This window comes from Streptomyces mirabilis (genome assembly GCF_039503195.1).
In the GTDB taxonomy this organism is placed as follows: Bacteria; Actinomycetota; Actinomycetes; order Streptomycetales; family Streptomycetaceae; genus Streptomyces; species Streptomyces mirabilis_D.
On the sequence record NZ_JBCJKP010000001.1, the window covers coordinates 4,528,333 to 4,554,043 of the forward strand.

Sequence of the window (25,711 nt, forward strand, 5' to 3'; positions counted from 1 at the left end):
GAATCGAGCAAAACCACCTCGTCCATAAGCACTCACGAGGCCCTAGTAGTCCCTCGGAAGCTGGAACCCGATTCCCCTCTCCACCGGTCAGAAAAGCGTAGTCGGGCTGGTACTGCTCGTTGAACTGCTGGCTGCGCTCGGCCACCGAGTCCGGGTGGTATGGATCGCCCTCCAGCGCCGGGCCACCTGGTCCGCAGTTGTGCACCAGTACCGGGGTGTCACCAGCCTCCACATAATACGTGTGGAAGGCGGGCCTTTCCTGCCTGGGATTTCGCAGATGAGGGACGAATCAACGGTGCGTCGGCGTCCGCCGATGTGTGCTGGAGTGCGTCCCGGTTGCCGTCACCGTTGCCGTCAACGACCTTGTTCGTTCTGCGGGTTGCCGACCGGCCTGCCGGCATACGACAGGCCGGAGCGGGTGGGTCCCTCCTCGGCTGGTACGCCTCCGGTGTCCGGCCGAGGAGGGACCCACCCCGCAACCCACCAGCGTTGCCGTCAAGCGCCTGGGTTACTACCGTGGCCAACTGCCCATCAGAGCGGAATTACCGGAACTCTGGCACCCGCCACTCGACGCAGGATCACCTGTAAGGCGCTCCGCAAGATACAGTTTCATGGTCGAGTACGACTTCAAGATAGTCCTGGTCGCGAATCGGTCATGGTCACTCTTCGGAATAATCGCCAATAGCAACATCCCCAAGAAGGCCACACCAGAACCCGGGATCATCTCTGAGTGCCGTAGCGTCAATCCCGATCAGAGCTCTCCCCAATTCATCCGCCAGGGCCTCCCTCTCAGCGAGATCGAGACCCTCACCCCCGTACGGAAAGCGAGCCATAAACTCTTCGAGGCATCTCTGAAACATGACCGGGGAATCGTTTACGTGCCAGATGCTCGAATCCGACGTACTGAGAGATACAATCTCACCCGATTCAATATCGACGCAGAATTCTTCATAGTCTCCACCTTCCCCGATCTTGAGAAGATTCCGCTTGATGCCATCACTCTCGACAATTCGAGTTTCCGGTTCCGCAGAGGCAAAGAGGAGATGGTCTACGGGCAGGCCGACGTCCTGGAGAAACTCTCGCGCGTGTACGTCACGCACGGACGAGACGCTTGGCGGAGCATACAGGTGGTAAGCCGACACTTTGAACTCCTTCCCATCCTTCACGAGAAGGTGGCCGCTGCAAATCGTCAGCGGCCACCCTCTCCCTTAGGAAAATTACCATTTCCCCGCTAGTGCATCAGCAAACATCCCACGCACCGCCGCCAGTTGGGACTTGCGAGACGCCGCACCTTCAGCGGATGTCGTCCAATTCCAAGACCATGAAGTCGGAATAGACCCGACAGCTGCAGCGCAATTTTCTCGACCACGACAAGGTTGAAGCTCCGAATAGATCTCCGAAATATTTTCTTTTCCGAGGTCCCGCAGCAACTTCGCTTCAGCATGGTTTCCGCGCCCTGCAGAGGAATATCGAACTGCGATCCGTTCAACCCCTTCGGCGTCCTTATATCGTGCTGCCGCGAAGTTATTCGCGGTTTTTCCCAATCTCAGCCTCTCCTGGGCAGTCGCAGCACTGAGATCCGTACTGCCATATTCAACTTGACAGTTGTGTACGAGGACCGGCGTGTCACCAGCCTCCACATAATACGTGTGGAGGGTGCCAATGGTGAGGTCGTACGTGGTGGTGTTCGCGTGGTACAGACGGACACCGGTGACCTTGGTGGTGCCGGTCGGGGTCTGGAGGACATCCCCCGTGTGGAGATCCTTGGCGTCGACGAACGCCGACTGGGTCTCGTCGTAGAACGGGTGGTGGAACGTGGTCGTCAGACGCGCGTTCTGCGCAGTCTCCGTACCGACAACGGCCTTGGTGTCCTGAGTGGAAACCGTGCTGACCGCCGCCACCGGAGCCGCCGCCGGCTCCTGGCCGTGTCCGTGTCCGTGACTCGCCGCCAGCGCACCGAGCACCGCCGCCGAAGCCGCCAGCCCGAACGCGGCCTTGTGCGCCACCTTCCGGCCCAGGGACTTCGCCCCGCCCTTCGCTGTCTGCTTCGTCGCCGACTTGGCAGCCTTCTTGACGGTGAGGTCGACGAAGTCGTGGTCCGTGTGCGTGACGATCACCGCGGTGACCTTGTGCGCCTCAGTACCCGCAACCCCCGGCACCGAATTGGCGATCGTGTCGCCCACCCGCACCTGGTCGATCGCCTTCGCCTGGCCATCGGCCATCAGCACCCTGGTCGAACCCGTGAAACTGTGCGTCGGCGCCTTCGCCCCCGGGATCTTGCAACTCCCGCCCGACTCCGACTGACTGTTGGTCCCCGCCCCCTCCGACTCCGCCGCCGAAGCCGCCTCGTCCGTGGCATCGGCCGCCGCCGAATCCCCGGCCTCGGTCGCCCCCTTGCCGAAGAGCCCGCCCACGACCTTCATGGCCTTGGGCGCCACCTTCGCCAGGATCTTGCCGCCGAGGCTGCCGAGCGCGCCGCCGAGCGCTCCGGAGACCGCGCCCTCGAGTGCGGACTCGCCGAACGCTCCCGCGCTGCAGTCGCCGCCACCGTTCTCGGCGCACTTGAAGCCCTGTTCGACCAGGGAGCCCGCCGCGCCCGCGGCAGCGGCACAGCCGATCGTGCCCAGGCCGGCCGTGAACGCCTCGCAGCCCGCGAACACCGCCGTGGACACCACGAAGGAGGTGATCGCCGCCGCGTGGTGCTTGACGTACGTCGCCGTCGCCTTCGCCGCCTTGACCGTCGCGTGGTACGCGGTCCGGGCGACATGGGCGACCGCCTTCGCGGCCCTCTTCACATGGCTCGCGATCTTGTGCGCCGCGTTGTTCACCGCGTGGACCACGCGATGCACCACACGTGAGGCCTTGTGATACGCCGTATGCACCGCATGGACGGCCGCGTGATAGACGCGTCTGACATGTCGCGCCGCGTAGTGGTACACGCGCCGCACCACCCGCACCGTCGCGTGGTACACGTCCCGCACATGGTGGACGATCTTGTGCGCAGCGTGCTTCACCGCGTGGACGACCTTGCGGGCCAGGTGCTTGGCCGCGTGGTAGACCTTGTGCGCCACGTGCGAGACCGCGTGCTTGACCTTGTGCGCGACCTTCTTCGCACCGCACACCACGTCGTACCAGGAGCAGTTGCCCGACTCGTCCGTGCCCGCCATCGGGTTGTCGTCGACGTAGGCGAACGGGTTCGCCGCCACCGAGTTCGGCACCGCGTTCAGCGAGATGCTGTCCTTGTTCAGGAACTGACCTGTGTCCGGGCTGTACCAGCGCGAGGCCGTGCCGACATCGCCGGTTCCTGGTTCCGTCCAGCCGGACTGGAAGCCCAGATGGCCCGTCACCGTGTTCGTCGGCGAGACCACCTTGCCCAACGGGTCGTACGACGCCGAACCCGTCAGCGAGGTGGCGCCCGACGTGAACGTGCCCACCACGTCGCTGTGCAGGTCCGTCAGGGCCAGCACCCCGCTGCCGCCCGAAGGCGTGACGCCGATCACGCCGCCCGCCGGGTCGTACGTGTACGTGTTGTCGCCGTCCGACGCGATCGTGTTGTCCGCGCCCGAGTAGGCGAACGTGCGCGTGGACTGCGCCGTCGTGTCCGTGTCGGTGATGTTCCGGCCCAGGGCGTCCAGCGTGTAGGACTGCGTGCCGGCCGCGATCTGGCCGCCGAACGCGTCCGTCTTGTACGCCACCGAACCCGACGTCTGCGACTCCTGCGTCATCGTGCCGCGCGCGGAGTAGTCGTAGGTGTGCGTGCCGTCCGAGGTCAGCTCGTCACGGGCGTCGTAGGTGTAGACGTCCGAGCCGTTGCGGACGCGGTTGCCCGAGGCGTCGTACGCGTAACTCTTGGTCGTCGAACCGTTGTTCCACGACGTCAGGCGGTCCGACCAGTCGTACGTGTACGTGTTCGACGAGGCGCCCGAGACTCCCGTCGTCGCCTTCGACGTCAGGTTGCCGTTGTTGTCGTAGCCGTACGAGAGGCTCGCCAGCGTGGACGCGCCCTGGACCAGTACGTCGCTCGTCAGCTCGTGGGAGCTGTTGTAGCCGAACGTGCGGGTCTGGCCCGTCGAGCCGTACTTGACCGACTTGACTTCGTTCAACTGACCATATGTGTAGGTGAGTTGGGTGCCCGTCGCCGCGTCGTTCAGGGACGACAGACGGCCGGCCGTGTCGTAGCCGTAGGACGTGGTGCCCGCCGCGTCCGTCCGCGTCAGCATCGACGCGTCGTTGTTGTACGTGAAGCTGGAGGAGCCTGCCGAGCCCGAGGCCGTGAGGACGTCACCCCTGTCGTCGTACGTGAACGCGTCGTGCGTGGCGGCCTGGTGGTCCGCCGCGCCCGCGATGCCCGCCTCGTCCGTGTCCGCCGACAGGACCCGGCCGTCCGCGTCGTAGTTGAAGCTGCGCTTCGCCGTCGCCGCGTCGGCTCCCGCGCCGGACATCGTCTTCAGCCGGCCGTTGACGTCGTACGTCATCGACGTCGTGACGCCGCCCGGAAGAGTGGCCGTCGTCGGCTGACCGTCCGCGTCGTAGGCGAAGGTCGTCGTCGAGTCGGCGGCCGAGGTGTACGTGGCGGTCGTCGGCTCGATCACCTTCTCCTGCTGACCCCACGGCGTGTACGTGTAGCGCCAGGAGTTGCCGCGGCCGTCGGTGAAGCGCGTGCGGTTGCCCGCCGCGTCGTAGCCGAAGGTCGTGGTGATCGACGTCGAGGCGTCCACCGACTCGACCTGCTGCGTGATCGCGCCCGACGCGTCGTACGTCCAGCGGGTGGTGTGCTGGTTGGCGTCGGTCGACGCGGTCAGGTCGCCCACGCCGTCGTACTGCTGCGAAGTCGACGACAGCACGGCGCCGTTCGCGTCGTACTCACGTGTCGCCGTCGGGTCGTCCGAGGCGTTGTAGTCCGTCTCGGTCCAGGTGCCGTCCGCCAGCGTCGTCTTCGTCGTGTTGCCCTCGAAGTCGTAGCCGTAGCGGGTCGTGTTGCCCGCGCCGTCCGTCACCGAGGTGATGTCACCGGCCCGGTTGTAGGCGTAGGTGTTCGTGACACCGCCCGGCGAGGTCGTCGACGCGGTGTGGGCGCCGTACGGGTTGCCGGTCGTGACCGCGTACGAGTTCGTCGTCGTCAGCGTCCTCGTCGACGGATAGCGCTCCATCGTCGTCGAGGTCAGCCGGCGGCCCATGAAGTCGTACGTCGCCTGGGTCTGCGCGCCCGCTGCGTCCGTCGCCGACAGCTGTTCGCCGTTGGTGTCGTACAGCGCGTGCGTCTTGGTGCCGTCGGGCGCCGTGATCTGGGCGAGGTTGCCCATCTGGTCGTACAGGTACGAGGTGGTCGTGCCGCTCGGGCTGATCTCGTCGGTCTGGTTGCCCTCGCTGTCGTACTTCCAGACCGTGGTGCCCGCGTTGGGCGTCGAGGCGCCCGCGGGGGTGTACGAGGGGAGCGCCTCGGAGACCTTGTTGCCGTTGGCGTCGTACGCCGTGGTCGTCACCAGGCCGTTCGGGTCCTCCTCCTCGACGCCCTCGCCGAAGGTGTTGAAGCCGCTGGTGGTGACGGGGTGGACGGTCGCCGCCGTGGTGCCGTCCGGCTCGGACTGGACGGCGGGCGCGGTGGAGACCGCGAGGTTGCCGGCCTCGTCGTAGGCGTACGTCGTGGTGTTCTGCTCGGCGTCCGTCGTGGACGTCGGCAGGCCCCGCTTGTCGTAGGTGTACTTGGTGGTCTGCTCGGTGGAGGAGCCGACCGTGCCGCCCGTGCGGCCCTTGCCGTAGAGGGAGGTGACGTCGGTCGCGGACAGGGCCCGCTGGTAGACCTGCACGTCGCCGACCGAACCGGCGACGACGTCGCTCGTCGTGCCGTCCGCCTTCTCGGTGCCGCCGATGGAGAGCGGTCCGGTGCCGGTCCAGGGCGCGGTGTCGGTGCCCGAGCCCGCCTGGGCGCCGTTGACGTACAGCTTCATGGAGCCGGTCGTCGAGTCGAAGACGCCGACCAGGTGTGTCCAGGTGTTCAGCGTGGGTGCCGCGGTGGCGGTGGCGTCGTAGAACGCGGTCGGAGAGGCCACGTCGGCGTTGGCCGCGTGGAAGCGGTACGCGTTGTCCGCCTTCGAGTACTGCAGGTAGAAGGAGGCCCGGTTGGTGCCGCCCTGCGCGACGAAGGTGCGGTAGGTGGAGGTGTCGCTGAGGTTGACCCAGGCGGAGACCGTGTAGGAGGCGGTGGTGTCCAGGACCGGGCCGGTGGTGTCGATGACGTTGCCGGTGCCGGTGGTGGTGCCCGCGAACTTCGCCGCGCTGTCCGACCAGGTCACGCCCGATCCGGCGGTGGCGGTGTTGCCGGTGCCGGAGGAGTCGGTGATGTTGGTGCCGGAGTCCTGGTTGAGCTTCCACCAGCCGGCCGGGTGCCCGGAGGCGTCCCCGTACAGCGTCTCGCTGAGCACGTTGCCCATGGCGTCGTACGTGCTGGTGGTGGTGCGGTCGTAGCCCGTGGCGTCGTGGTCGTTCTGGCTCGCGACCTGGTCGTCCGGGGTGTACGAGACCGTGGAGACGCGGTCCACGCCGGTCGGGTCGACCGTGGTGGAGGTGGTGCGGGAGGCCGCGTCGACCTTGTAGTTGGTGACGGTCTCGCCGTTGTCGGAGGTCGAGGTGAGCAGGTTCCCGGCGGCGTCGTAGGTGTCCGACTCCAGGACGTAGCTCTTCGTGCCGTCGGAGCTGGTCCGCTTCACCGAGGCGGTCAGACCGTCGTCCAGGTAGGTGTACGAGGTGGTGTTGCCCATCGCGTCGGTCACCGACTGGAGGCGGCCCGCCGGGTCGTAGGCGCGCGAGGACTCCGTGAGCACGGTCGCGGTCCCCGGGTTGACCGGGTCACCGGTGTACATCAGGGCCTGCGTGAGCAGGTTGCCGTTGTCGTCGTAGGTGTAGCGGGTCTCGTTGCCCGCCGAGGTGACTTCCTTGGTCTTGTTGCCCTGGTTGTCGTAGGTGTACGTGGTCGTGTTGCCGTTGCTCGCACCCGCGACCGCGTTGGCGTCCGACTCGGTCAGCAGGTGGTCGTAGCCGTCGTAGGTCTGCGTCTCGGTGCGCGCCGTGTCGCCGCCGCTCGCGTCCGCGACGGTCTGCGAGGTGACGTTGCCGTCCTCGTCGTAGACGGTCGAGGAGACGGCGGCGTGGGTGGCGCCGGTGACGCGGTCGGTGAGCTGCGGGTCGTGCTCCTCGACGACCTGGCCGTTCAGGTCGTACGTGTACGAGGTGGTCAGACCGTTCGGGTAGGTGTCCGAGACGACCTTCTGGCTGAGGACCTGGCCGAGGCCGTCGTAGGTGTACGTCGTCGCCAGACCGATGGCGTCGGTGGTGGAGGCGACGTCGCCGTTCTTGAAGTACGCCACCTGGTTGACCGCGCCGCCGGGGCTGATCGTCTTCACCGGCAGGCCCTTGGGCACCACTCCGCCGTCGGCGGACGGGTAGGTGCTGGTGCCGTCGCTGTAGACGGTCGTGGTGGTGCGGCCCTTGGGGAATCCGGGGACGGCCGGGCCGGTGATACCGGTCTGGTTGCCCTGCGCGTCGTACGCGTACGAGGTGAGGTAGGTGTTGTCGGTCGCCGACGCCGAACGGCCGTCGCGCTCGGTCAGCAGCTGGTCGTTGCGCGGGTCGGTCGTCGTCAGCTGGGCCGTGGTGTCGTCCGGGTAGTACGTGTAGTACTCGGTCGAGCACTTGTTCGCGGACTCGTCCTGGCAGGCGGTCGAGGAGACGATGTTGCCGCGCACGTCGTGACCGGTGATGTTCATCGAGCCGTTGGGGTCGGTGACCGTGTGCTCGAAACCGGCGGAGTCGTAGCCGAAGCTCGTCTTGTTGCCGAGCCCGTCGGTCTCGGTCAGCGCCCGGTTGCCGTTGTCGACGTCGTAGGTGTAGGTGAGCGTGGCGTTCGCCGGCGAGGTCACCTTGACCGTCTCCACCGGGAGGAGGCCGGTGGAGTTCTTCGCGGCCTCCCACTGCTGGGCCACGTCCGCCGCGGCCAGCTGGGAGCGGTGGACGGCGACCTCGGCGAGGGAGCCCTTGAAGTAGGTGGCGTAACCGATGTTGCTGGTGGTGCTGGCGTGCGACTCGTCGGGCCAGTTGCCGCCGATGAAACCCGCGCCGACGTACTGGTTGGTCTGGACGCTCATCGCGGCCGTGCCGGTCTGCGAGGCCACCAGCGCGTCGTCGAGGTACAGCGCCTGGCTGTCGGATGCCGTCGACAGCACGACGTGGTGCCACTTGCCGTCGGTCACCGCGGCGGCGGAGCCGATGGGTTTGGTGGATCCGCCGGAGAAGTAGAACTCGCCGTACAGCTTTCCGCTGCTGCCGACGTAGAGGACCGGCGTGTAGTTGCCGGTGGTGGTGCCTGAGCTCAGCGGGTCCTTGGACGCGCCGAGCAGCACGCCGTTCGCCGTGGAGGTCTTGAACCACATGCTGACCGACTCGGCGCCCGTACCGGGCAGGATGCCCCCGGGCAGCGCCATGGACGAGGTGCTGCCGTCGAACGTCGCGGCCTTCTGGTCGCTGAACGGGCCCGTCGCGCCGAGCGTCACCGCGCTGTACGTGCCGTTGCCGCCGCGCACCTCGTCGACCGCGGTGGTCGCGCCGGCCGCCTCACCGAGACGGAAGTAGCCGGCGGGCGCCGCGCCGAGGACCGCGCCCCGGTAGGTCTGGCTGGAGCCGGTGACCGTGGGCGCCCCGAGCTTCCAGACGCCGCCGTTCTCGTCGGTGAGCTGGGTGAGGGTGGTGGTGCCCGGGTCGTACTGCATCGCCGCGTACGTCTTGCCGGACGGCCGGGTGATGGAGGTCAGCAGGCTCGCCGCGTGGGTGCCGTACTGGTAGAGGGCGTTGACGTCGGCGGCGACCAGCGGGCGGCCGTACCAGGCGGCGTCCGCGACCGAGCCGTTGAAGTAGGTGGCGTAGCCGGACTTCTCGCTGGAACTCTGGTGCGGCTCGTCGGGCCAGTTGCCGCCGAGGAAGCCGGTGCCGAGATAGTTGAAGGACTGGTTCTTGCCGAAGGCGACCGCGCTCTGGATGGAGACGGTGCCGGTGCGCGAGCCGATCTTCGCGTTGTCGACGTACAGGGTCTGCGAGTTGCCCGCGGCCGACAGCACCACGTGGTGCCACTTGCCGTCGGCGACCGACGCGGTCGTGACGATCGGGTTGATGCCGCCGCTGTACCAGAACTCGGCGTTCAGCTTGCCGTCGGTGCCGACGTAGATCGAGGGGGTGTAGAAGCCCGCGGCCTGTCCGGAACCGATGGGCTGGGAGGCGTACGAGTACAGGACGCCGGGGCCCGCGGAGGTCTTGAACCAGAGCGAGAGCGCGCCGGAGTCGGTGTCGTTGCCGGTGTTCTTCGGCAGCGAGACGTCGGAGGAGGTGCCGTTGAAGGTGGCGACGGTGGAGGAGGAGCCGGTGAGCGGGCCACCGCTCTGGCCCGTCGTCACGTTCTCGTAGGTCGCGTTGTCGGTGCCCTCATTGGCGAGGACGGCGTCCTTGGCGGTCGTCGCGCCCGAGGCCTCCGACAGCGGCCACATGGCGTGCGGGTCGAGGTCGAGCGAGGCGTTCTGGTACTGCGAGCCGCTCGTGTAGCCGTACGTCGTGCACTTCGTCGACGACAGCGGCGAGCACACCTTGGTGAGCTGGTCGCCGGTGTAGCCGTACGTCCAGGTCTGCGCGGTGGAGGAGTCGCCCGCGGTGACCGGATCGGTGACGACGGTCTGGACGTGCGCGGCCGACGCGCCGGACGGCGTGAACCAGGTCAGGTTGAGGGAACGGCTGGAGACCCCGGACGTCATCTTCGTGATGTGGCCGCTGGTCCAGGTGAAGGTGATGGACCGCCCGTTGGCGTCCGTCACGGAGAGCAGACCGTACGCGCCCGACCCCAGGGACTGGGTGAACGTGTAGACCGTGTCGTCCTTGTCGGTCAGCTTGTAGCCGCCGCCCGTGACCGTGGTGAAGGTGGCGAACCGCCCGTTGCCCGGCGCGAACGTGCCGTCGCTGTTCTTGCCGTACCCGACCTGCGAACCGTCCGGGTAGGTGACGTCGACACTGGAGACCGCGCCCGACGCCGTGTACTGCTCGGTCGCCCGCGCGTCGAAGATGCTCGACCAGCCGGACCCGAACGCGCCGGTCCAGCGCGGGTCGCGGGAGTTGTAGTCGCGCTCCACGTCCAGCGAGGGGCCGACGGTGGAGATCGAGGCGTCGGTGTCGGAGGTGGTGTAGTTGCCGATCGACGCGTCGAAGCCGTGGTCACTGCTGTTCTGCGACAGACCCGAGGTGATCACGGGTTGCGGCACCTGGACCGAGAGCGCGTACGGCTCCGCCGTCGAGTACAGAGCGGTGGTGGAGTCGTACGCCTGAGCGGTCCACGTGTACTGCTTGCCCCAGGCCAGCTTGCCCGCCGGGACCGTCCAGTCGCCGGTGGAGATCAGACCGGACGTGGCGACCTGGGTGTTGGTCGCGTCGTAGACCTTGAAGACGTACTGGCCGGCGCTGCCGCTGGAGTTCGCGCCGCCGGCCCAGGCGGTCAGCTCGGGTGTGGTGGTGCCCACGACCGCGTTGTCGGCGGGGAACTGCTCGTACAGCTGCGGCGCCGTGTTGCCCGTGTAGGTGACCACGATGTACGGGCCGAGCCCGGGGTCGTTGAAGGAGCCGAACTGCTTCCAGTGCAGGTTGTCGGTCGTCGACGCGTAGAGCGCGAGGCCGTAGTCGGCGGTGGTGCCGTTCATCCAGCCCTGGATGGCGGACGTGGACAGGGAGACGGTCACGTTGTCGCCGACGGTGCGGTCGGCGCCGGTGTTGGCGCAGGCGTTGGGCACGCTCGGCGTCGCGTTGCCGATCGAGGAGCCGTACGTCGGCCCCGGGTAACTGGTGACGCCCTCCGGGGTCCAGGCCTTCGTCACCAGCGCGACGTCGAAACGCTCGGCGGTGCAGGTGGCGGCCCAGGTGTCGAAGAGGTGCAGGGTCGCGGAGGAGACGGTGACACCGCTGCCGTCCCAGGCGGTGTCCCAGTGGTTGACGTAGCTGACCGCGGAGTGGGTGCCGGAGTCGTAGGAGCCGACCTTGACGGTCTGCTCGTAGGAGTGGTCGCCCGCGGCAGCGGACTCGGCGTAGGTGGTGGTCCAGCCGTCCGTGACCTGCGGGTCGACGGTGACCGGGAAGACGCGGCGCGGGTCGTGCAGCCAGCTGTCGTCGAGGGTCACCTTCAGCGCGTAGCCGTCCTTGTCGTGGACGAGCTCGGTGCTGACGTCGTGGGTGGTGGCCGGGTCCCCGGAGCGCGGGTTCACCTTCGAGTCGTAGGCGTACGACGCGGGGATGCGCTCGACGGTCCTGCCGGTGGAGTCACGCAGGTCGATCGACCCGCTCCTGGTCCGGACGGGCGTGAGGCCCTTGAGGTCCAGGGGGAAGGTCCAGCTGTTCGCCGCGTCCGCGGAACGCAGGACGACCGCGTCCTTGACCCCGGTCGCGGTGGGGGCGACCTGGAGGTCGGTGTCCGTCAGGACGTTCTCGTACGTGACGCGCGAGCCGTCCGCCGTGCCCTTGACGGAGGCGGCGCCCTTGAGTCCATAGGAAAGGGAGTGCGCGCTGTCGGCGGCGAAGGAGACGAGGCCGGAATCACTGGCCTTGGCGCCGAAGTCGACACCGACGGAGTTGGCCTTCTCGTGCCAGCGGCCGTCGGGACCGGCTCTCACGTCCACATCGATCGGCGCCCATCTCCCCTTCCCCACCTGGTAGTTGACGGGCGTCGGGGATATTCGGCGGGTGGTGCTGCCGTCGGCGTTGTCGTAGACCGTGTCGGTGCGCGAGGACTTGGCCGCGTTGCGCTTGCTGGTCCTGGGGTTGTAGGTGCCGCCGCGGCTCTTGCCCTGCTGAACGGCGGGCTTGTGCGGCTGGTAGGCGGCGAGCTCGCCCTTCCCCTTGCCCGGCGCCCTGCCCACACCGCGCTTGGCGTCGGTCGTCTGCGCGGAGACATGGTGGGCGTGTCCGGCCGCGGTGCCCGACTTCTGGTGCGGGACCCGGCCCCAGTGCGGGTCCTGGAACCAGGCCACCACGGAGGACAGACTCGGCATCGAGAGGGACACACGGCCCAACTCGGCGCCGTCGGCCACTGCCTGCTGGGTCGTCAGCATCAGCGCGAGCGCCGTCAGGGCGACCATGGCCACCTGCCGCCGGATGCGGTGCATGCGGCTGACGGGACGGCGGGAAAGGCGGGCAGGCCGAATGCGCACGGCTTCGACTCCAACAGTCAAGAGAGATCAGGCAGGGGGAACGCGCAGGGGAAGCACAGAAAACCCGCTGATCTTGACTGTTGTGAACATGCCGTGGACAGGCACGAGGAGCGTTTTTGGCCTTACCTTGACCTGGTCTTGCTGAACCAAGTCGACTTGTTTCGACTCGCCCCTTTGCTTCTTGTGAACTCTTTTGCGGGCTCCTCACCTTCTTGACAGATTCTCGTCATCTCGCCCTTGCGCCGCGGCGCATGAAATGACGTCAGTTCGCGGTGAACCGCTTCGGCGCCTGGGTCGGATTGCCCCCCGAGGGGAGCTTCTGGCCGGGGCACTCGGAGAGCACCTTCTTCATCGCGGCCTTCTCCCCGCCGGTGACCCACAGCCCGTACTTCTTCTTCACGGCCACCTGCGCGGCCACATATGTGCAGCGATACCCCTTGTTGGGCGGGAGCCAGGTCGCGGTGTCGCCGTCGCCCTTGCTGCGGTTGGTGCTCGCGTCGACGGACAGCAGGTTGAGCGGGTCGTTGGCCAGCGCTATCCGCTTGCCGGCGTCCCAGTACTTGGCGCCCTTCTGCCAGGCGTCGGAGAGTGCGACGAGGTGGTCTATGTCCACCAGGCTGCGGCCGCGCTTGTACGTCACTTCCTTGCCGGAGTACGGGTCAGGATCGAGCGCCCCGGAGACCACCTTGCAGGTGCCGCCGGTGAACTTCACGTTCTTCAGGTCCCGCTTGAGGATGTCGTCGCGGGTGTCGCACTTGTTGGAGTCCGTGTCGGCCCAGGCCGTGCCGAACCTCGCCCTGCTGTAGCCCGTCTTGGGCGCGCGCCCCTTGACGGTCAGCGAGTCCACGGCGGTGAGCGCGGCGCCGCCGCCGGCCGCCGTGCCCTGCGGGCCGGCGGAGCCCGTGGTGTCCTTCTTGCAGCCGCTGACCCCCGCGCCGACGACGAACAGCACCAGTGCGGCAGCCGCCGCCCCACCCCTCAGACGCACCACGACGCCCCTCCCCTTTGTTCCCCGGGTCCGCCCTGCACAGGGCGCGTTTCCCTGGTGCCCACGGTAGCGGCGGGCATGCCCAGCCCATACCCTCCTCCAACGGGCAATAGGTGCACGCCGGGCGTATCGTCGGTGGTGACCCACCTCCGGAAGGAGTTCCTGCATGGGCATCTTCGACAGATTCAAGGATCAGGCGAAGCCCAAAGGCAAGGACATGTCCGACGCCGGGGAACGGGAGATCAACGAGAAGACGGGCAACAAGTACCCGGACCGGGTCGACGACGCCCAGCAGAAGATCGAGGGCGCGACGGGCATGGACCGCGAACCGACCGACCGGCCCGATCAGCCGTAGACCCCGATCAGCCGTGGCCGCGGAGGCGCGCGAGGCACGACACACCCTTTGATGGACCGTGACACCGAGGCCGTCCGCGAAGTCCCACTCCCGCGGGCGGCTTCACTTGCGTCGCCCGGCGTCGCCCGCTCTCACGACCGCACCCCCACACCCCCACACCCCCACGTCCTCCCCTCACACCTTCCCGATCCCCAACGTGGACTCCGAAGGCGGCAGCGCCGAACCCAGCACCGCGACCCGGAACTCGCCGAGCAGCTCGGTCAGTCGGCCCCGGTCGGCCGGGGTGAGGGCCAGCCAGGGGGCGGCGGCCAGTTCGTCCGTGTGGCGTTCGACCTCGGCGCGGAGCTCGCGGCCCGCGGGTGTGGCGGTGCCGGATTCGGTCACCAGGCCGCGCGGGGCGAGGCGTTCACGAACGGCGCTCCACTCCTGCGGGCTCCAGCCGCGGCTCTCGAAGCGCTCGACGGAGGCCGCACCGATCGCCGCGAAGGCCCGGCACCGACCCCCGCCTCGCCGGAGTCGCCGCCTGGTCCCTGGCCCACGGCTTCGCCACGCTGCTCCTCGGCCACTGACCTGGACGGCGCGGTCGGGGCCAGGACCCCGAGGAGGTCTTCCGCACCCTGACGGGAATGCTGTTCCAGCCACCGTCGACGTGAGCTCGGCCTCCACCACCAGCCGCGACGACTCCGTACGACCTCTATGGCCCCCACGACCTCTACGACCCGAGAATCGTCGCCAGGAACTCCCCGGTCCACCCCAGCAACTCCCGCCCGACCAACGGCTTGCCGCCCACCTTCGCCGTCTTCGGGCGGGGCACCAGGAGCTGGTGGGCGGCCGGCTTGATGACCGTGCCCGGGTAGAGCCGCTTGAGGCGGAGTTCCTGGGACTCGCGCAACTCCGCCGGCGCGAAGCGGATGTTGTTGCCCTGAAGCACGACCTCGCCGACGCCGCACGCCCGCGCGAGCATCCGCAGGCCCGCGACGAGCAGCAGGTTCTCCACCGGCTCGGGCAGCTTGCCGTAGCGGTCGGTGAGTTCCTCGCGTACGGCCTTGACGTCCTCCTCCGTGTTGGCGGAGGCGATGGCGCGGTAGGCCTGCAGACGCAGCCGCTCACCCGGCGCGTAATCGTGCGGGACGTGCGCGTCGACCGGCAGCTCGATCTTGACCTCCAGGGGCGGCTCCTCCTCGACTCCGCCTTCCAGGGAGGCCCGGTAGTCCGCGACCGCCTCGCCGACCATACGGACGTACAGGTCGAAGCCGACGCCCGCGATGTGACCCGACTGCTCGCCGCCGAGCAGATTGCCCGCGCCGCGGATCTCCAGGTCCTTCATCGCCACGTACATGCCCGCGCCCATCTCCGTGTGCTGGGCGATGGTCGCGAGCCGCTCGTGCGCGGTCTCCGTCAGGGGCTTCTCCGGCGGGTAGAGGAAGTAGGCGTAGCCGCGCTCACGGCCTCGGCCCACCCGGCCGCGCAGCTGATGCAGCTGCGAGAGGCCGAAGTTGTCGCCGCGCTCCACGATCAGCGTGTTGGCGTTGGAGATGTCGATGCCGGATTCGACGATCGTGGTCGACACGAGCACGTCGAACCGCTTCTCCCAGAAGTCGACGACCACCTGCTCCAGAGCCTGCTCGCCCATCTGGCCGTGCGCCGTCGCGATACGCGCCTCGGGGACGATCTCACGCAGCCGCGCCGCCGCCCGGTCGATCGACTCGACCCGGTTGTGGATGTAGAAGACCTGGCCCTCGCGCAGCAGTTCGCGGCGGACGGCCGCGCCGATCTGCTTCTCCTCGTACGGGCCGACGAAGGTCAGCACCGGGTGCCGCTCCTCGGGCGGGGTGGTGATCGTGGACATCTCCCGGATGCCCGTCACCGCCATTTCGAGCGTCCGGGGAATGGGGGTGGCGGACATCGTCAGGACGTCCACGTTGGCGCGCAGCTTCTTCAGCTGCTCCTTGTGCTCGACGCCGAAGCGCTGCTCCTCGTCGACGACGACCAGGCCCAGGTCCTTGAACTTGGTCTCGGCGGAGAACAGCCGGTGGGTGCCGATGACGACGTCCACCGAGCCGTCCCGCAGACCCTCCAGGACGGCCTTCGCCTCCGTGTCGGTCTGGAAGCGGGACAGGGCGCGGACGTTCACCGGGAACTGCGAGTAGCGCTCGGAGAAGGTCCCGAAGTGCTGCTGCACCAGCAGCGTCGTCGGCACCAGAACCGCGACCTGCTTGCCGTCCTGCACCGCCTTGAAGGCCGCGCGGACCGCGATCTCCGTCTTGCCGTAGCCGACGTCGCCGCAGATCAGGCGGTCCATCGGGACCGTCTTCTCCATGTCCTCCTTGACCTCGGCGATGGTCGTGAGCTGGTCGGGGGTCTCCGCGTACGGGAAGGCGTCCTCGAGTTCGCGCTGCCAGGGGGTGTCGGATCCGAAGGCATGGCCGGGGGCCGCCATGCGCGCGCTGTACAGCTTGATCAGGTCCGCCGCGATCTCCTTGACCGCCTTCTTGGCGCGCGCCTTGGTCTTCGTCCAATCGGCACCGCCCAGGCGGTGCAGGGTGGGGGCCTCGCCGCCGACGTACTTGGTGATCTGTTCCAGCTGGTCGGTGGGGATGTAGAGGCGGTCGCCGGGCTGGCCACGCTTGGCCGGGGCGTACTCCACCACCAGGTATTCACGCGTCGCGCCCTGGACGGTCCGCTGCACCATCTCGATGTAGCGGCCGACACCGTGCTGCTCGTGCACGATGTAGTCGCCCGCTTCGAGCGTGAGGGGATCGATCGTCTTGCGGCGGCGGGCCGGCATGCGCGCGCCGTCCTTGCCGGCCGCCTTCTGGCCGGAGAGGTCGGTCTCCGTGAGGACGGCGAGCTTGAGCGCCGGGTCCACGAAGCCGTAGTCGATCGAACCGCAGGCGACCTGCACCACGGCGGGCGTCAGCTCGGTCAGCTCCGCGTCGAGGCGGGCCGCGATGCCCTCGCCGCCGAGGACCTCGACGGTGCGGGCGGCGGGGCCGTGCGCCTCGGTGACGTACACCGTGCGCCAGCCGTCCGCGAGCCAGCCCTTGGTGTCGGCGAGCGCCCTGGCCGTGTCGCCGCGGTAGGTCTCGGGGGCGTGCATGCCGAGCTTGAGGGTGTCCGCGTCCAGCTCGTCGTCGGCCGCGAACGGCGACACCGACCACCACATCATGTCCAGCTCGCGGGCCCGGTCGCGGACGTCCGCGATGGCCCACAGGGAGGCCGCGCCGACGTCGATGGGGGCCTCGCCGCCCCCGGCCGTCGCCGCCCAGGACGCCTGCAGGAACTCCTGCGAGGTCGCCACCAGGTCCGCGGCCCGCGTCCGCACCCGCTCCGGGTCGCAGACGACGGCCATCGAGCCCTTGGGCAGGACGTCGAGCAGCAGTTCCATGTCGTCGACGAGGACCGGAGCCAGTGACTCCATGCCTTCCACGGCGATGCCCTCGGCGATCTTGCCGAGCAGTTCGCCCAGCTCGGGGTGTTCCTCGGCGAGCCGGGCCGCCCGCCGGCGCACCTCGTCCGTCAGGAGCAGCTCGCGGCAGGGCGGCGCCCACAGTCCGTGGTCGGCGACCTCGAGGGAGCGCTGGTCGGCGACCTTGAAGTAGCGGATCTCCTCGACGTCGTCGCCCCAGAACTCCACCCGGAGGGGGTGCTCCTCGGTGGGCGGGAAGACGTCCAGGATGCCGCCGCGCACGGCGAACTCGCCGCGCTTCTCGACGAGCTCGACCCGGGAGTACGCGGCTGCCGCGAGCGCCTCGACGATCCGGCCCAGGTCCGCGCTCTGGCCCGTCCGCAGCGCGACCGGCTCCAGGTCCCCCAGGCCCTTGACCTGCGGTTGCAGCACCGAGCGTACGGGGGCGACGACGACCGACACCGGGCCGGTCTCGGGGTCGTCGGGGCGCGGGTGCGCCAGGCGGCGCAGCACGGCGAGACGGCGGCCGACGGTGTCCGAGCGGGGGGAGAGCCGCTCGTGCGGGAGCGTCTCCCACGAGGGGTACTCCGCGACCGTGTCGGCCGGGAGGAGGGACCTGAGCGCCGCGGCCAGGTCCTCGGCCTCGCGTCCCGTCGCCGTCACGGCCAGTACGGGGCGGCCGGCGTCGCGGGCCAGGGCCGCCACCGCGAAGGGGCGGGCGGCGGGCGGGCCGACCAGGTCGATGTGCATCCGGTTGCCGTCGGTGGCGGCCTTCACCGCTTCCGCGAGGGCGGCGTCCTTGACGACGGCGTCGAGCAGACCGTGCAGGCTCATGAAGGGCTTCCATCCCGGAGAGAGGGCAACGCGAACCGCCCGACACGTCTCGACGGGCCGGGGTTGTCCAGCCTACGACGGCGCCGCGCTCCCTGTGAGACGCAAGAGGTGGACGGGCCCCGGCCCCGGTCCCGATTCGACAGCCCGTCGGGGGAATCGGGGCGCAACCCCGCCCTCAGGGGCGCGAGGCTGTGTCCATATGCGGCTCCGCCGCGGGGCGCGACCAGCCCCCACCGCCCCGCAGCCGACAACCCAGCCCCCGCCCCACCCCACGGGGAGTGACCCGCGCCACACCCCACCCCCGAACGTCAACCACACCCCACGTCCCCGGCGTATACCCCGTGACACGTGATCACGTACCGGGAGCCGCATGAGCTCGAACCCGACCCCCGCCGACACCGCCACCGACAGCGCCCCGAGAACCGACGGCGCCCCCATACCCCCGCCGGTCACGGCAGTCCCCGCCCGTGACCGGCGCTCCCGCGACCCCCAGCTCCTGGCGGTCCTGTTCTTCACCGCGTACGCGACCCTGTCGGTCTGCCGTTGGCGGCATCTGGCGACCCGTTCCTGGGACCTCGGCATCTTCGAGCAGGCCGTCCGCGCCTACGCCCACCTGCGGGCCCCCGTCGCCGATCTCAGGGGTCCGGGCAGCAACCTTCTCGGCGACCACTTCAGCCCGGTCACCGCCCTCCTCGCGCCGGCCTACCGTCTCTTCCCCACCCCGGTCACCCTCCTCGTCGCCCAGGCCGCGCTGCTGGGCCTGTCCGCGGTCCCGGTCACCCGTGCCGCCGCACGGCTCCTCGGCCGCTCCCGGGGACTCGCGCTGGGTCTCGCGTACGGGCTGTCGTGGGGGATCCAGCGCGCCGTCGACTTCGACTTCCACGAGATCTGTTTCGCCGTCCCGCTGATCGCCTTCGCCCTGGAGGGGGTCCTGGGGCGACGGTGGCGCGCGGCCCTGCTGTGGGCGTTGCCGTTGGTCCTCGTCAAGGAGGACCTCGGGCTCACCCTGGCCGCGATCGCCCTGGTCGTGGCCGTGCGGGCCCGGAAGCCCGCCCCGCGTACGGCCCTGTGCGCGCTCGGGGTCGCCGTCCTCGGTGTGCTGGTCGCGGTGCTCACCTTTGCGGTGGTGATCCCTGCCTTCAACACCGCGGACACCTACGCCTACTGGAACAAGGCCGGCGGTGATCCCCTCGACGGCCTGGGCACCAAACTCCGCACCCTCGCCTGGCTGCTGATCCCCACCACCGGTCTGCTGGCCCCGCGCTCCCCGCTCCTCCTGGTCGCCCTGCCGACCCTGGGCTGGCGTTTCCTCTCCTCCGACCGGCACTACTGGGGAACGGACTGGCACTACAGCGCCGTCCTGATGCCGGTCCTCTCCCTCGCGCTCGCCGACGCGCTCTCCCGGGTCCGCTGGAGCCCGCGCCCCTGGCTGCGCTCGTACGCGCTGCACCTGCCCACGGCCGTCGTCGCGGCCGCGTTCGCGTTGACGACCTCGCTCCCGCTGTCCGTGCTGAGCGAGTCCGCCGCGTATCGCAAGCCCGCGCGCGTGAGTGCGGTGGAACGGCTGCTGGCGCGTGTCCCGGACGGGGCGAGCGTCGAGGCGAACGTCGGCCCGAGCAGTCGGCTCGTCGCGCGCTGCCGGGTCTTCTGGACGGGCGACACCGGTGGCGTCACCCCGGACTTCATCGCCCTCGACGACTCCGACCACGCGATCCAGGACGTCCAGGCGTACGCCGGCCGTCTGCACCCCCACGCCGCGTACGACGTCGTGGGCGCCGCCTACGGCTACGTACTCCTGGAGCGGCGGACCTGAGGCACCGCGTACGACCGCGGGCCCGGCCCGGGAGGTGATGTCCTCCCGGGCCGGGCCCGTCCCCGTAACCCCCGTATACGGTGGCTTCGCGGCGGCTGCTGCCGGCTAGTCGGTGGCGATGGCGTTCAGTACGTTCATCCGGCCCGCCCGGAACGCCGGGATCAGGGCGGCGAACAGGCCCACGAACGCCGAGCCGATGAAGACCCCGATGATGGTCGGCCAGGGGATCTCCAGGACCTTCAGGCCTTCCAGGGCGAGGAGCTTCTGGGCGGTGGCACCCCAGCCCATGCCCAGGCCGAGGCCGAGCAGCGCGCCGAAGAGGGCGATGACGACCGACTCCAGGCGGATCATGCGGCGCAGCTGGCGGCGGGACATCCCGATGGCGCGCATCAGGCCGATCTCGCGCGTCCGCTCCACCACCGACAGGGCGAGGGTGTTGATCACGCCGAGGACGGCGACGACGATCGCGAGGGCGAGCAGGCCGTAGACCATGTTCAGGAGCTGGCCGATCTGGTCCTTGAGCTCCTGCTTGTAGTCGCTCTGGTCGCGGACCTGGTACTGCGGGTACTGCTCCATGGACTTCTTCAGGGCCGCGTACGCCTGCTTCTCCTGGCCGTTCTTGGCGCTGGCGAACATGATCTGGTCCGGCGGGATCCGGTCGGCCGGGAGGTACTTGCGCATGGTCTCGGTGCTGAGGTACCGCGCGCCCTGGTCGATGGCCACGTTGTCGTCGGTGATCGCGGCGACCTTGAGCTTCGCCGTGCTGCCGCCCTTGAAGGCGACGGTCAGGGTGTCGCCGAGCTTGACGTGGTGCTTGGTGGCGAACTTCGAGCCGACGGACATGGAGTCCTTGCCGTAGGCGGCGGTCAGTTCACCGGCCGTCGTCTTGCGGTGCAGGTCCTGTGCGTAGGTGGGGTCGGCGGCCGTGACGCCGTCGCCGTCCGAGGAACCGTCGGGGGCGACGATCTTGGCCTCGATGTCACGGTAGTGCGTGACGTGTTCCAGGCCGGGTGTCGTCTCGATGGCCTTCGCCGCCTGCGGGACGATCCGCTGGTTGCCCTGGATGATGAAGTCGGTGCCGACCGTCTTGTCGAGTTCGTCGGTCGCGGAGGCGACCATGGACGAGCCGACGACCGACAGGCAGGCGACCAGGGCGAGGCCGATCATCAGGGCCGCGCCGGTGGCTCCGGTGCGGCGCGGGTTGCGCAGCGCGTTGCGCTCCGCCATCCGTCCGACGGGGCCGAAGAAGCGCAGCAGCACCGCGCTGATCACCCGGACGACGCCGCCCGCGAGCAGCGGGCCGATGATGACGAACCCGATCAGGGTCAGGACGATTCCCGCGCCCAGTACCAGCGAGCCGTCGCTCGCCTTGTCGGCGCCCGCCGCCGTGAAGAGCGCGAAGGTTCCGGCGCCGGTGAGGACCAGGCCGATGATGCCGCGGACGAGACCGGCCTTGCCGTCCGCCGGTGTACCGGCGTCGCGCAGCGCGGCCATCGGGGAGACCTTGCCTGCCCGGCGGGCGGGCAGATAGGCGGCGAGGACGGTGACCACGACACCGAGCACGAGTCCGATGACCGGGGTCGTCGCCTTGACCGTCAGATCGCGGGTGGACAGGTCCATGCCCGCCGCCGACATGAGCTTCATCAGGCCGACCGCGAGGCCGACGCCCGCGCCGACGCCGAGGATCGAGCCGAAGACGCCGAGCAGGGTCGCCTCGACCAGGACGGACCGGTTGACCTGCTTGCGGGACGAGCCGATGGCCCGCATCAGACCGATCTCGCGGGTGCGCTGGGCGACCAGCATGGAGAAGGTGTTGATGATCAGGAAGATGCCGACCAGGAAGGCGATCCCGGCGAAGCCGAGCATGGCGTACTTGATGACGTCCATGAAGGAGCCGACGCCGGAGCGGTTCTCGTCGGAGTACTCCTTCTGCGTCTGCACCTTGTACGCGCCGGCGCCGATCGAGGAGATGACGCTCTGCTTGAGCGCGTCGTTGGTGACACCGGTGGCGGTGGAGAGGTTGATGTGGGTGAACCGGCCGGTGGTGCCGAGCAGTTCGCGCTGGGCGGTGGCGGTGTCGAAGTAGACGACGGCTGCGCCGGGGTTGGTCACCTTGAAGGTGGCGATGCCGACGATCCGGGCCTTGAAGTCACCGGTGACGGCGATGGTGCGCAGTTCGTCGCCGAGCTTGAGGTGGTGCTTGTCGGCGGTGTCGGCGTCGACCATCGTCTCGGTCGGCCCGCGCGGGGCGTGGCCGGAGGTGATCTCCATGGAACGCAGGTCGTTGCGCGTCCAGTTGCCGGCGATCGTCGGGGCCCCGGTGCTCGACCCCATGTTCTTGTTGGCGCTGTTGACGACGGTCACGTTCATCGAACTGACCGCGCCCTCGGCGTACTTGACGCCCTGCGCCTTCTTGGCCCGCTCCAGGACCGAGGCGGGCAGCGAGTCGGGCCTGCCGTTCTGCGGGGTGTTGTCGCTCTTGGCCGCCTTCGGCGAGACGGTCACGTCGGAGGAGGTGGCGGCGAACAGCTTGTCGAACGTCGTGTTCATGGTGTCGGTGAACACCAGCGTGCCGCAGACGAAGGCCACGGACAGCAGCACCGCGACCGCCGACAGCGCCATCCGCCCCTTGTGCGCGAAGAAGTTGCGCATCGAGGTCTTCAGGACGGTCATGACGTACGCCCCCGCGCGTCGAAGTCCTTCATGCGGTCGAGGACCTGATCGGCCGTCGGCTGGTACATCTCGTCGACGATCCGGCCGTCGGCGAGGTACAGCACGCGGTCCGAGTACGAGGCCGCCACCGGGTCGTGCGTCACGATCACGATGGTCTGGCCGAGCTCGTCCACCGAGCGGCGCAGGAAGCCCAGCACCTCGGCGCCCGCCCGGGAGTCGAGGTTTCCGGTCGGCTCGTCCCCGAAGATGATCTCGGGCCGCGCGGCGAGTGCCCGCGCCACCGCGACGCGCTGCTGCTGGCCGCCGGAGAGCTGGCTGGGCCGGTGCTTGAGCCGTCCGGCGAGTCCGACGGTCTCCACCACCTGGTCGAGCCAGCCCTTGTCCGGCTTGCGGCCCGCGATGTCCATCGGCAGCGTGATGTTCTCTATCGCGTTCAGCGTCGGCAGCAGGTTGAACGCCTGGAAGATGAACCCGATGCGGTCCCGGCGCAGCTGTGTGAGTTTCTTGTCCTTGAGCCCGGTGATCTCGGTCTCGTCGAGGTGGATCTGGCCACTGGTCACGGTGTCGAGTCCGGCGAGGCAGTGCATCAGCGTGGACTTGCCGGACCCCGAGGGGCCCATGATCGCGGTGAACTGCCCCCGCGCGATGTCCACGTCGACGTGGTCCAGGGCGACGACCCGGGTCTCCCCGGACCCGTACGCCTTGACGACCTGCCGCGCCCGCGCGGCAACGGCCGTACGCCCTCCAGTGCCCCCGTGCCTGGGAATGGTCACAGCCGATGTCACGGTGTATCTCCTATGTCGGTCAGCGGATGAAGTGCTCTTCGCTACGTCGGTAAGTCTGGTGGCGGGGGGTGGTCCGGCGCGCTGGTGCCCAGCGCAGTCTTCTACGGGGGAAAACCCCACCCCCGTGGATTCGGCCCACCGCCCTCAGCGGCATAAAGCCAGGTTAAGGACGGCCTCGCCCCGTCTCGTCCTCCGCCGGTACGAACGCCCCCCGAGCCCTAGTGGGGAGAGACCCCTAGGGGCGGTCCACCCTTCGGTGGAGTCCCTCTCGGGGTTGCCTCCACCCTCGGTGCCCGTCAGCCTCCACCCTCCCGCTACGTGAAGGTCAAGTGAGATGGTGGGGGACGGCGGATAGTTGCAGGGGGAACCGATCAGGGGAGGCGCTCCAGTGGGCCAGGGGGACACCGGAATACGGGCCGCGGCGACGAAGCACCCATCGGCCTCGCGCAGCCGCAGGGGTGCCGTCGTCGCCGCCTTGATGCTCTCCATGGCGCTGGCCGCGCTCGACTCCACCATCGTCTCCACGGCCGTACCGCAGATCGTCGGCGACCTCGGCGGCTTCTCCGTCTTCTCCTGGCTGTTCTCGGGCTATCTGCTCGCGGTGACGGTCACCCTGCCGGTGTACGGGAAGCTGTCCGACACCTTCGGCCGCAAGCCGGTCCTCGTCGCGGGCGCCGCCGTCTTCCTCCTCGGTTCGCTGCTGTGCGCCACCGCCTGGAACATGGCCGCGCTCATCGCCTTCCGGATCGTGCAGGGCCTGGGCGGCGGCGCGTTGCAGGGCACGGTGCAGACGCTCGCCGCGGACCTCTACCCGCTCAAGGAGCGCCCCAAGATCCAGGCCAAGCTGTCCACGGTGTGGGCGACCTCGGCGATCGCGGGCCCCTCCCTCGGCGGGGTTCTCGCCGCGTACGCCGACTGGCGCTGGATCTTTCTCATCAACCTGCCGATCGGCGCGCTGGCGCTGTGGCTGATCGTCCGCCATCTGCACGAGCCGGTACGGGAGTCCTCCGGCCGTCGCCCCCGGATCGACTGGGCGGGCGCGCTGGCCGTCTTCGCCTGCGGCGGTGTGCTGCTCACCGCGCTGGTGCAGGGCGGGGTCGCCTGGGACTGGCTGTCGGCCCCGTCGCTCGCCCTGTTCGGTACGGGACTCGCGCTGATCGGTGCCGTGGTCCTGATCGAACGCCGGGCGGCCGAGCCGATCATCCCCGGCTGGGTGTGGCGGCGCCGCACGATCGCGGCCGTCAACCTGGCGCTCGGCGCACTGGGGTTGCTCATGGTCGCCCCCACGGTGTTCCTGCCCACGTACGCGCAGGCGGTCCTCGGCCTGGCGCCCGTCGCCGCCGGATTCGTGCTCTCCGTATGGACGTTGAGCTGGCCGGTGTCGGCGGCGTTCAGCCAGCACGTCTACGGGCGGATCGGTTTCCGCAACACCGCGATGCTCGGCATCGGCACCGCGACCCTGATCCTGCTCGCCTTCCCCTTCCTGCCCTACCCCGGCGAGCCCTGGCAGCCGGCCCTGCTGATGCTCCTGCTGGGCGGCGCCCTGGGCCTCTTCCAACTCCCCCTGATCATCGGAGTCCAGTCGACGGTCGGCTGGGAGGAGCGCGGCACGACGACGGCGTCGGTCCTCTTCTGCCGCCAGACCGGCCAGACCATCGGCGCGACCCTGTTCGGCGCGATCGCCAACGGGGTGCTGGCCGCGCGGCTCGGCGGCGCCGGGGACCTGGACGCGGTGACGCGGGCGCTGGGCTCGGGCGCGCCCGCCGAGCATGTGCGCCACGCGGTCGCCGACGCGGTCCACGCCGTCTACCTCGGCGCGGCGGGCGCCGCCGCACTCGCCTTCCTGGTCCTGCTGTTCGTGGCACCGCGGCGTTTTCCGGTCCTCGGGAATCCCGGGGACTGAGAAGAGCCGGCCGCCCTGGGCGGCAGGGCCGGAGTGGAACTGTCGGTTAACTCCCGGTGCACATACGGGTAACACCGCGGGTCGTCGAAGTAAGCGCATACCGACCGCTCAGTTTGGTGAAAGCCTCACGCATACCGACTACCTGCGAGTAGCGTGCGTGCCTCGCCCACCCCCCAACTCCCTGCGGTCCGCACCGGACCCGAGCCACGCAAGGAGATCACGGGATGCAAGACGCGTTCTCGTCCCCCGAGCACCAGAGGCGGCACCAGCCGCCGTACGACCCGCTCCACCCACCGCCGCACTCGTCCCCGCACCCGTTCCCCCACCACACGTCGCCCGCGTACCTCACCTATCCCTGGCAACCGCAGCCCCAGCCACCCGAGCCCGAGAGAAAGCGACAACCGCGTCACCACGCACTCGGCCGGCACAGCGACATCCGCGTCCTGCGCGGCGCCTACCGCCGGCAACGACGGGTCGCGACGCTCACCGCGCTCGGCTACTTCACCCTCTTCCTCTTCCTGTCGGCGTTCGCGCCGGGGCTGATGGCGAGCGAAGTCTCCGGCGGACTGCCGACCGGGCTGCTGCTCGGCCTGCTCCAGGTGCCGGTGACCTGCCTGGCGATCGGGCTGTACGAGTACACCGCGCGCCGGCGCGTCGACCCGATCGCGGACCGGATCCGCCGGCAGACCCAGCTGGACGCGAAGCGGGAGGCGGCCCGATGAGCCAG

The 25,711-nt window shown here is 69.2% G+C and carries 10 protein-coding genes and 2 pseudogenes; 5 read left to right on the forward strand and 7 right to left on the reverse strand.

Annotation, left to right across the window (positions count from 1 at the left end):
* Window positions 1-659: 659 nt before the first annotated feature.
* The 3 genes from AAFF41_RS51620 to AAFF41_RS20950 all read right to left on the reverse strand — a co-directional run bounded on the left by AAFF41_RS51620 (window position 660) and on the right by AAFF41_RS20950 (window position 13,215).
* Window positions 660-1,166 (reverse strand): SUKH-4 family immunity protein, encoded by a 507-nt coding sequence (locus AAFF41_RS51620; RefSeq protein WP_351516005.1) that lies wholly within the window; start codon window positions 1,164-1,166, stop codon window positions 660-662.
* A gap of 51 nt (window positions 1,167-1,217) precedes the next feature.
* Entirely contained in the window at window positions 1,218-12,179 is a 10,962-nt protein-coding gene (locus AAFF41_RS20945; protein WP_343324413.1) for a LamG-like jellyroll fold domain-containing protein, read from the reverse strand.
* Between the two features lie 307 nt (window positions 12,180-12,486).
* Window positions 12,487-13,215 carry an HNH endonuclease family protein gene (locus AAFF41_RS20950; RefSeq protein ID WP_319748959.1) on the reverse strand — a complete coding sequence of 243 codons (729 nt, stop codon included), beginning with the start codon at window positions 13,213-13,215 and terminating at the stop codon, window positions 12,487-12,489.
* A 163-nt stretch (window positions 13,216-13,378) separates the two neighbouring features.
* Between AAFF41_RS20950 and AAFF41_RS20955 the strand changes: the two genes are divergently transcribed.
* Complete coding sequence (locus AAFF41_RS20955) at window positions 13,379-13,567, forward strand: antitoxin (protein WP_319748960.1); 189 nt, start codon at window positions 13,379-13,381, stop codon at window positions 13,565-13,567.
* A gap of 174 nt (window positions 13,568-13,741) precedes the next feature.
* Here the strand turns inward: AAFF41_RS20955 and AAFF41_RS20960 are convergent.
* Window positions 13,742-14,056, reverse strand: a pseudogene (locus tag AAFF41_RS20960) (helix-turn-helix domain-containing protein); the annotation flags it as partial.
* 2 nt (window positions 14,057-14,058) lie between these two features.
* Here AAFF41_RS20960 and AAFF41_RS20965 point away from each other — a divergent pair.
* Window positions 14,059-14,220: pseudogene (locus AAFF41_RS20965) on the forward strand (TetR family transcriptional regulator); the annotation flags it as partial.
* 59 nt (window positions 14,221-14,279) lie between these two features.
* On the opposite strand, the gene mfd reads toward AAFF41_RS20965, so the two are convergent.
* The gene (gene mfd, locus AAFF41_RS20970) at window positions 14,280-17,810 is read right to left on the reverse strand and encodes a transcription-repair coupling factor (protein WP_319748961.1); all 3,531 of its coding nucleotides are present in this window, start codon (window positions 17,808-17,810) and stop codon (window positions 14,280-14,282) included.
* Window positions 17,811-18,180: 370 nt separating this feature from the next.
* On the opposite strand from mfd, the gene AAFF41_RS20975 reads away from it, so the two are divergent.
* On the forward strand, window positions 18,181-19,623 hold the full coding sequence (locus AAFF41_RS20975; protein ID WP_319748962.1) for a DUF2079 domain-containing protein: 1,443 nt from the start codon (window positions 18,181-18,183) through the stop codon (window positions 19,621-19,623).
* A gap of 105 nt (window positions 19,624-19,728) precedes the next feature.
* Here AAFF41_RS20975 and AAFF41_RS20980 read toward each other — a convergent pair whose 3' ends face one another.
* Window positions 19,729-22,296: an ABC transporter permease gene (locus AAFF41_RS20980; protein ID WP_319748963.1), complete on the reverse strand. Its 2,568-nt coding sequence runs from the start codon at window positions 22,294-22,296 to the stop codon at window positions 19,729-19,731.
* Window positions 22,293-23,081, reverse strand: coding sequence for an ABC transporter ATP-binding protein (locus AAFF41_RS20985; protein WP_319748964.1), 789 nt, complete (start codon window positions 23,079-23,081; stop codon window positions 22,293-22,295). The genes AAFF41_RS20980 and AAFF41_RS20985 overlap by 4 nt, the downstream gene beginning before the upstream one ends.
* A gap of 409 nt (window positions 23,082-23,490) precedes the next feature.
* Here AAFF41_RS20985 and AAFF41_RS20990 point away from each other — a divergent pair, with 409 nt between their 5' ends.
* A complete protein-coding gene (locus AAFF41_RS20990) occupies window positions 23,491-24,984 on the forward strand; it encodes an MFS transporter (protein WP_319749057.1) in 1,494 nt (497 codons plus the stop codon).
* A gap of 224 nt (window positions 24,985-25,208) precedes the next feature.
* Entirely contained in the window at window positions 25,209-25,706 is a 498-nt protein-coding gene (locus tag AAFF41_RS20995; protein WP_319748965.1) for a DUF485 domain-containing protein, read from the forward strand.
* The last annotated feature ends 5 nt before the right edge of the window (window positions 25,707-25,711 follow it).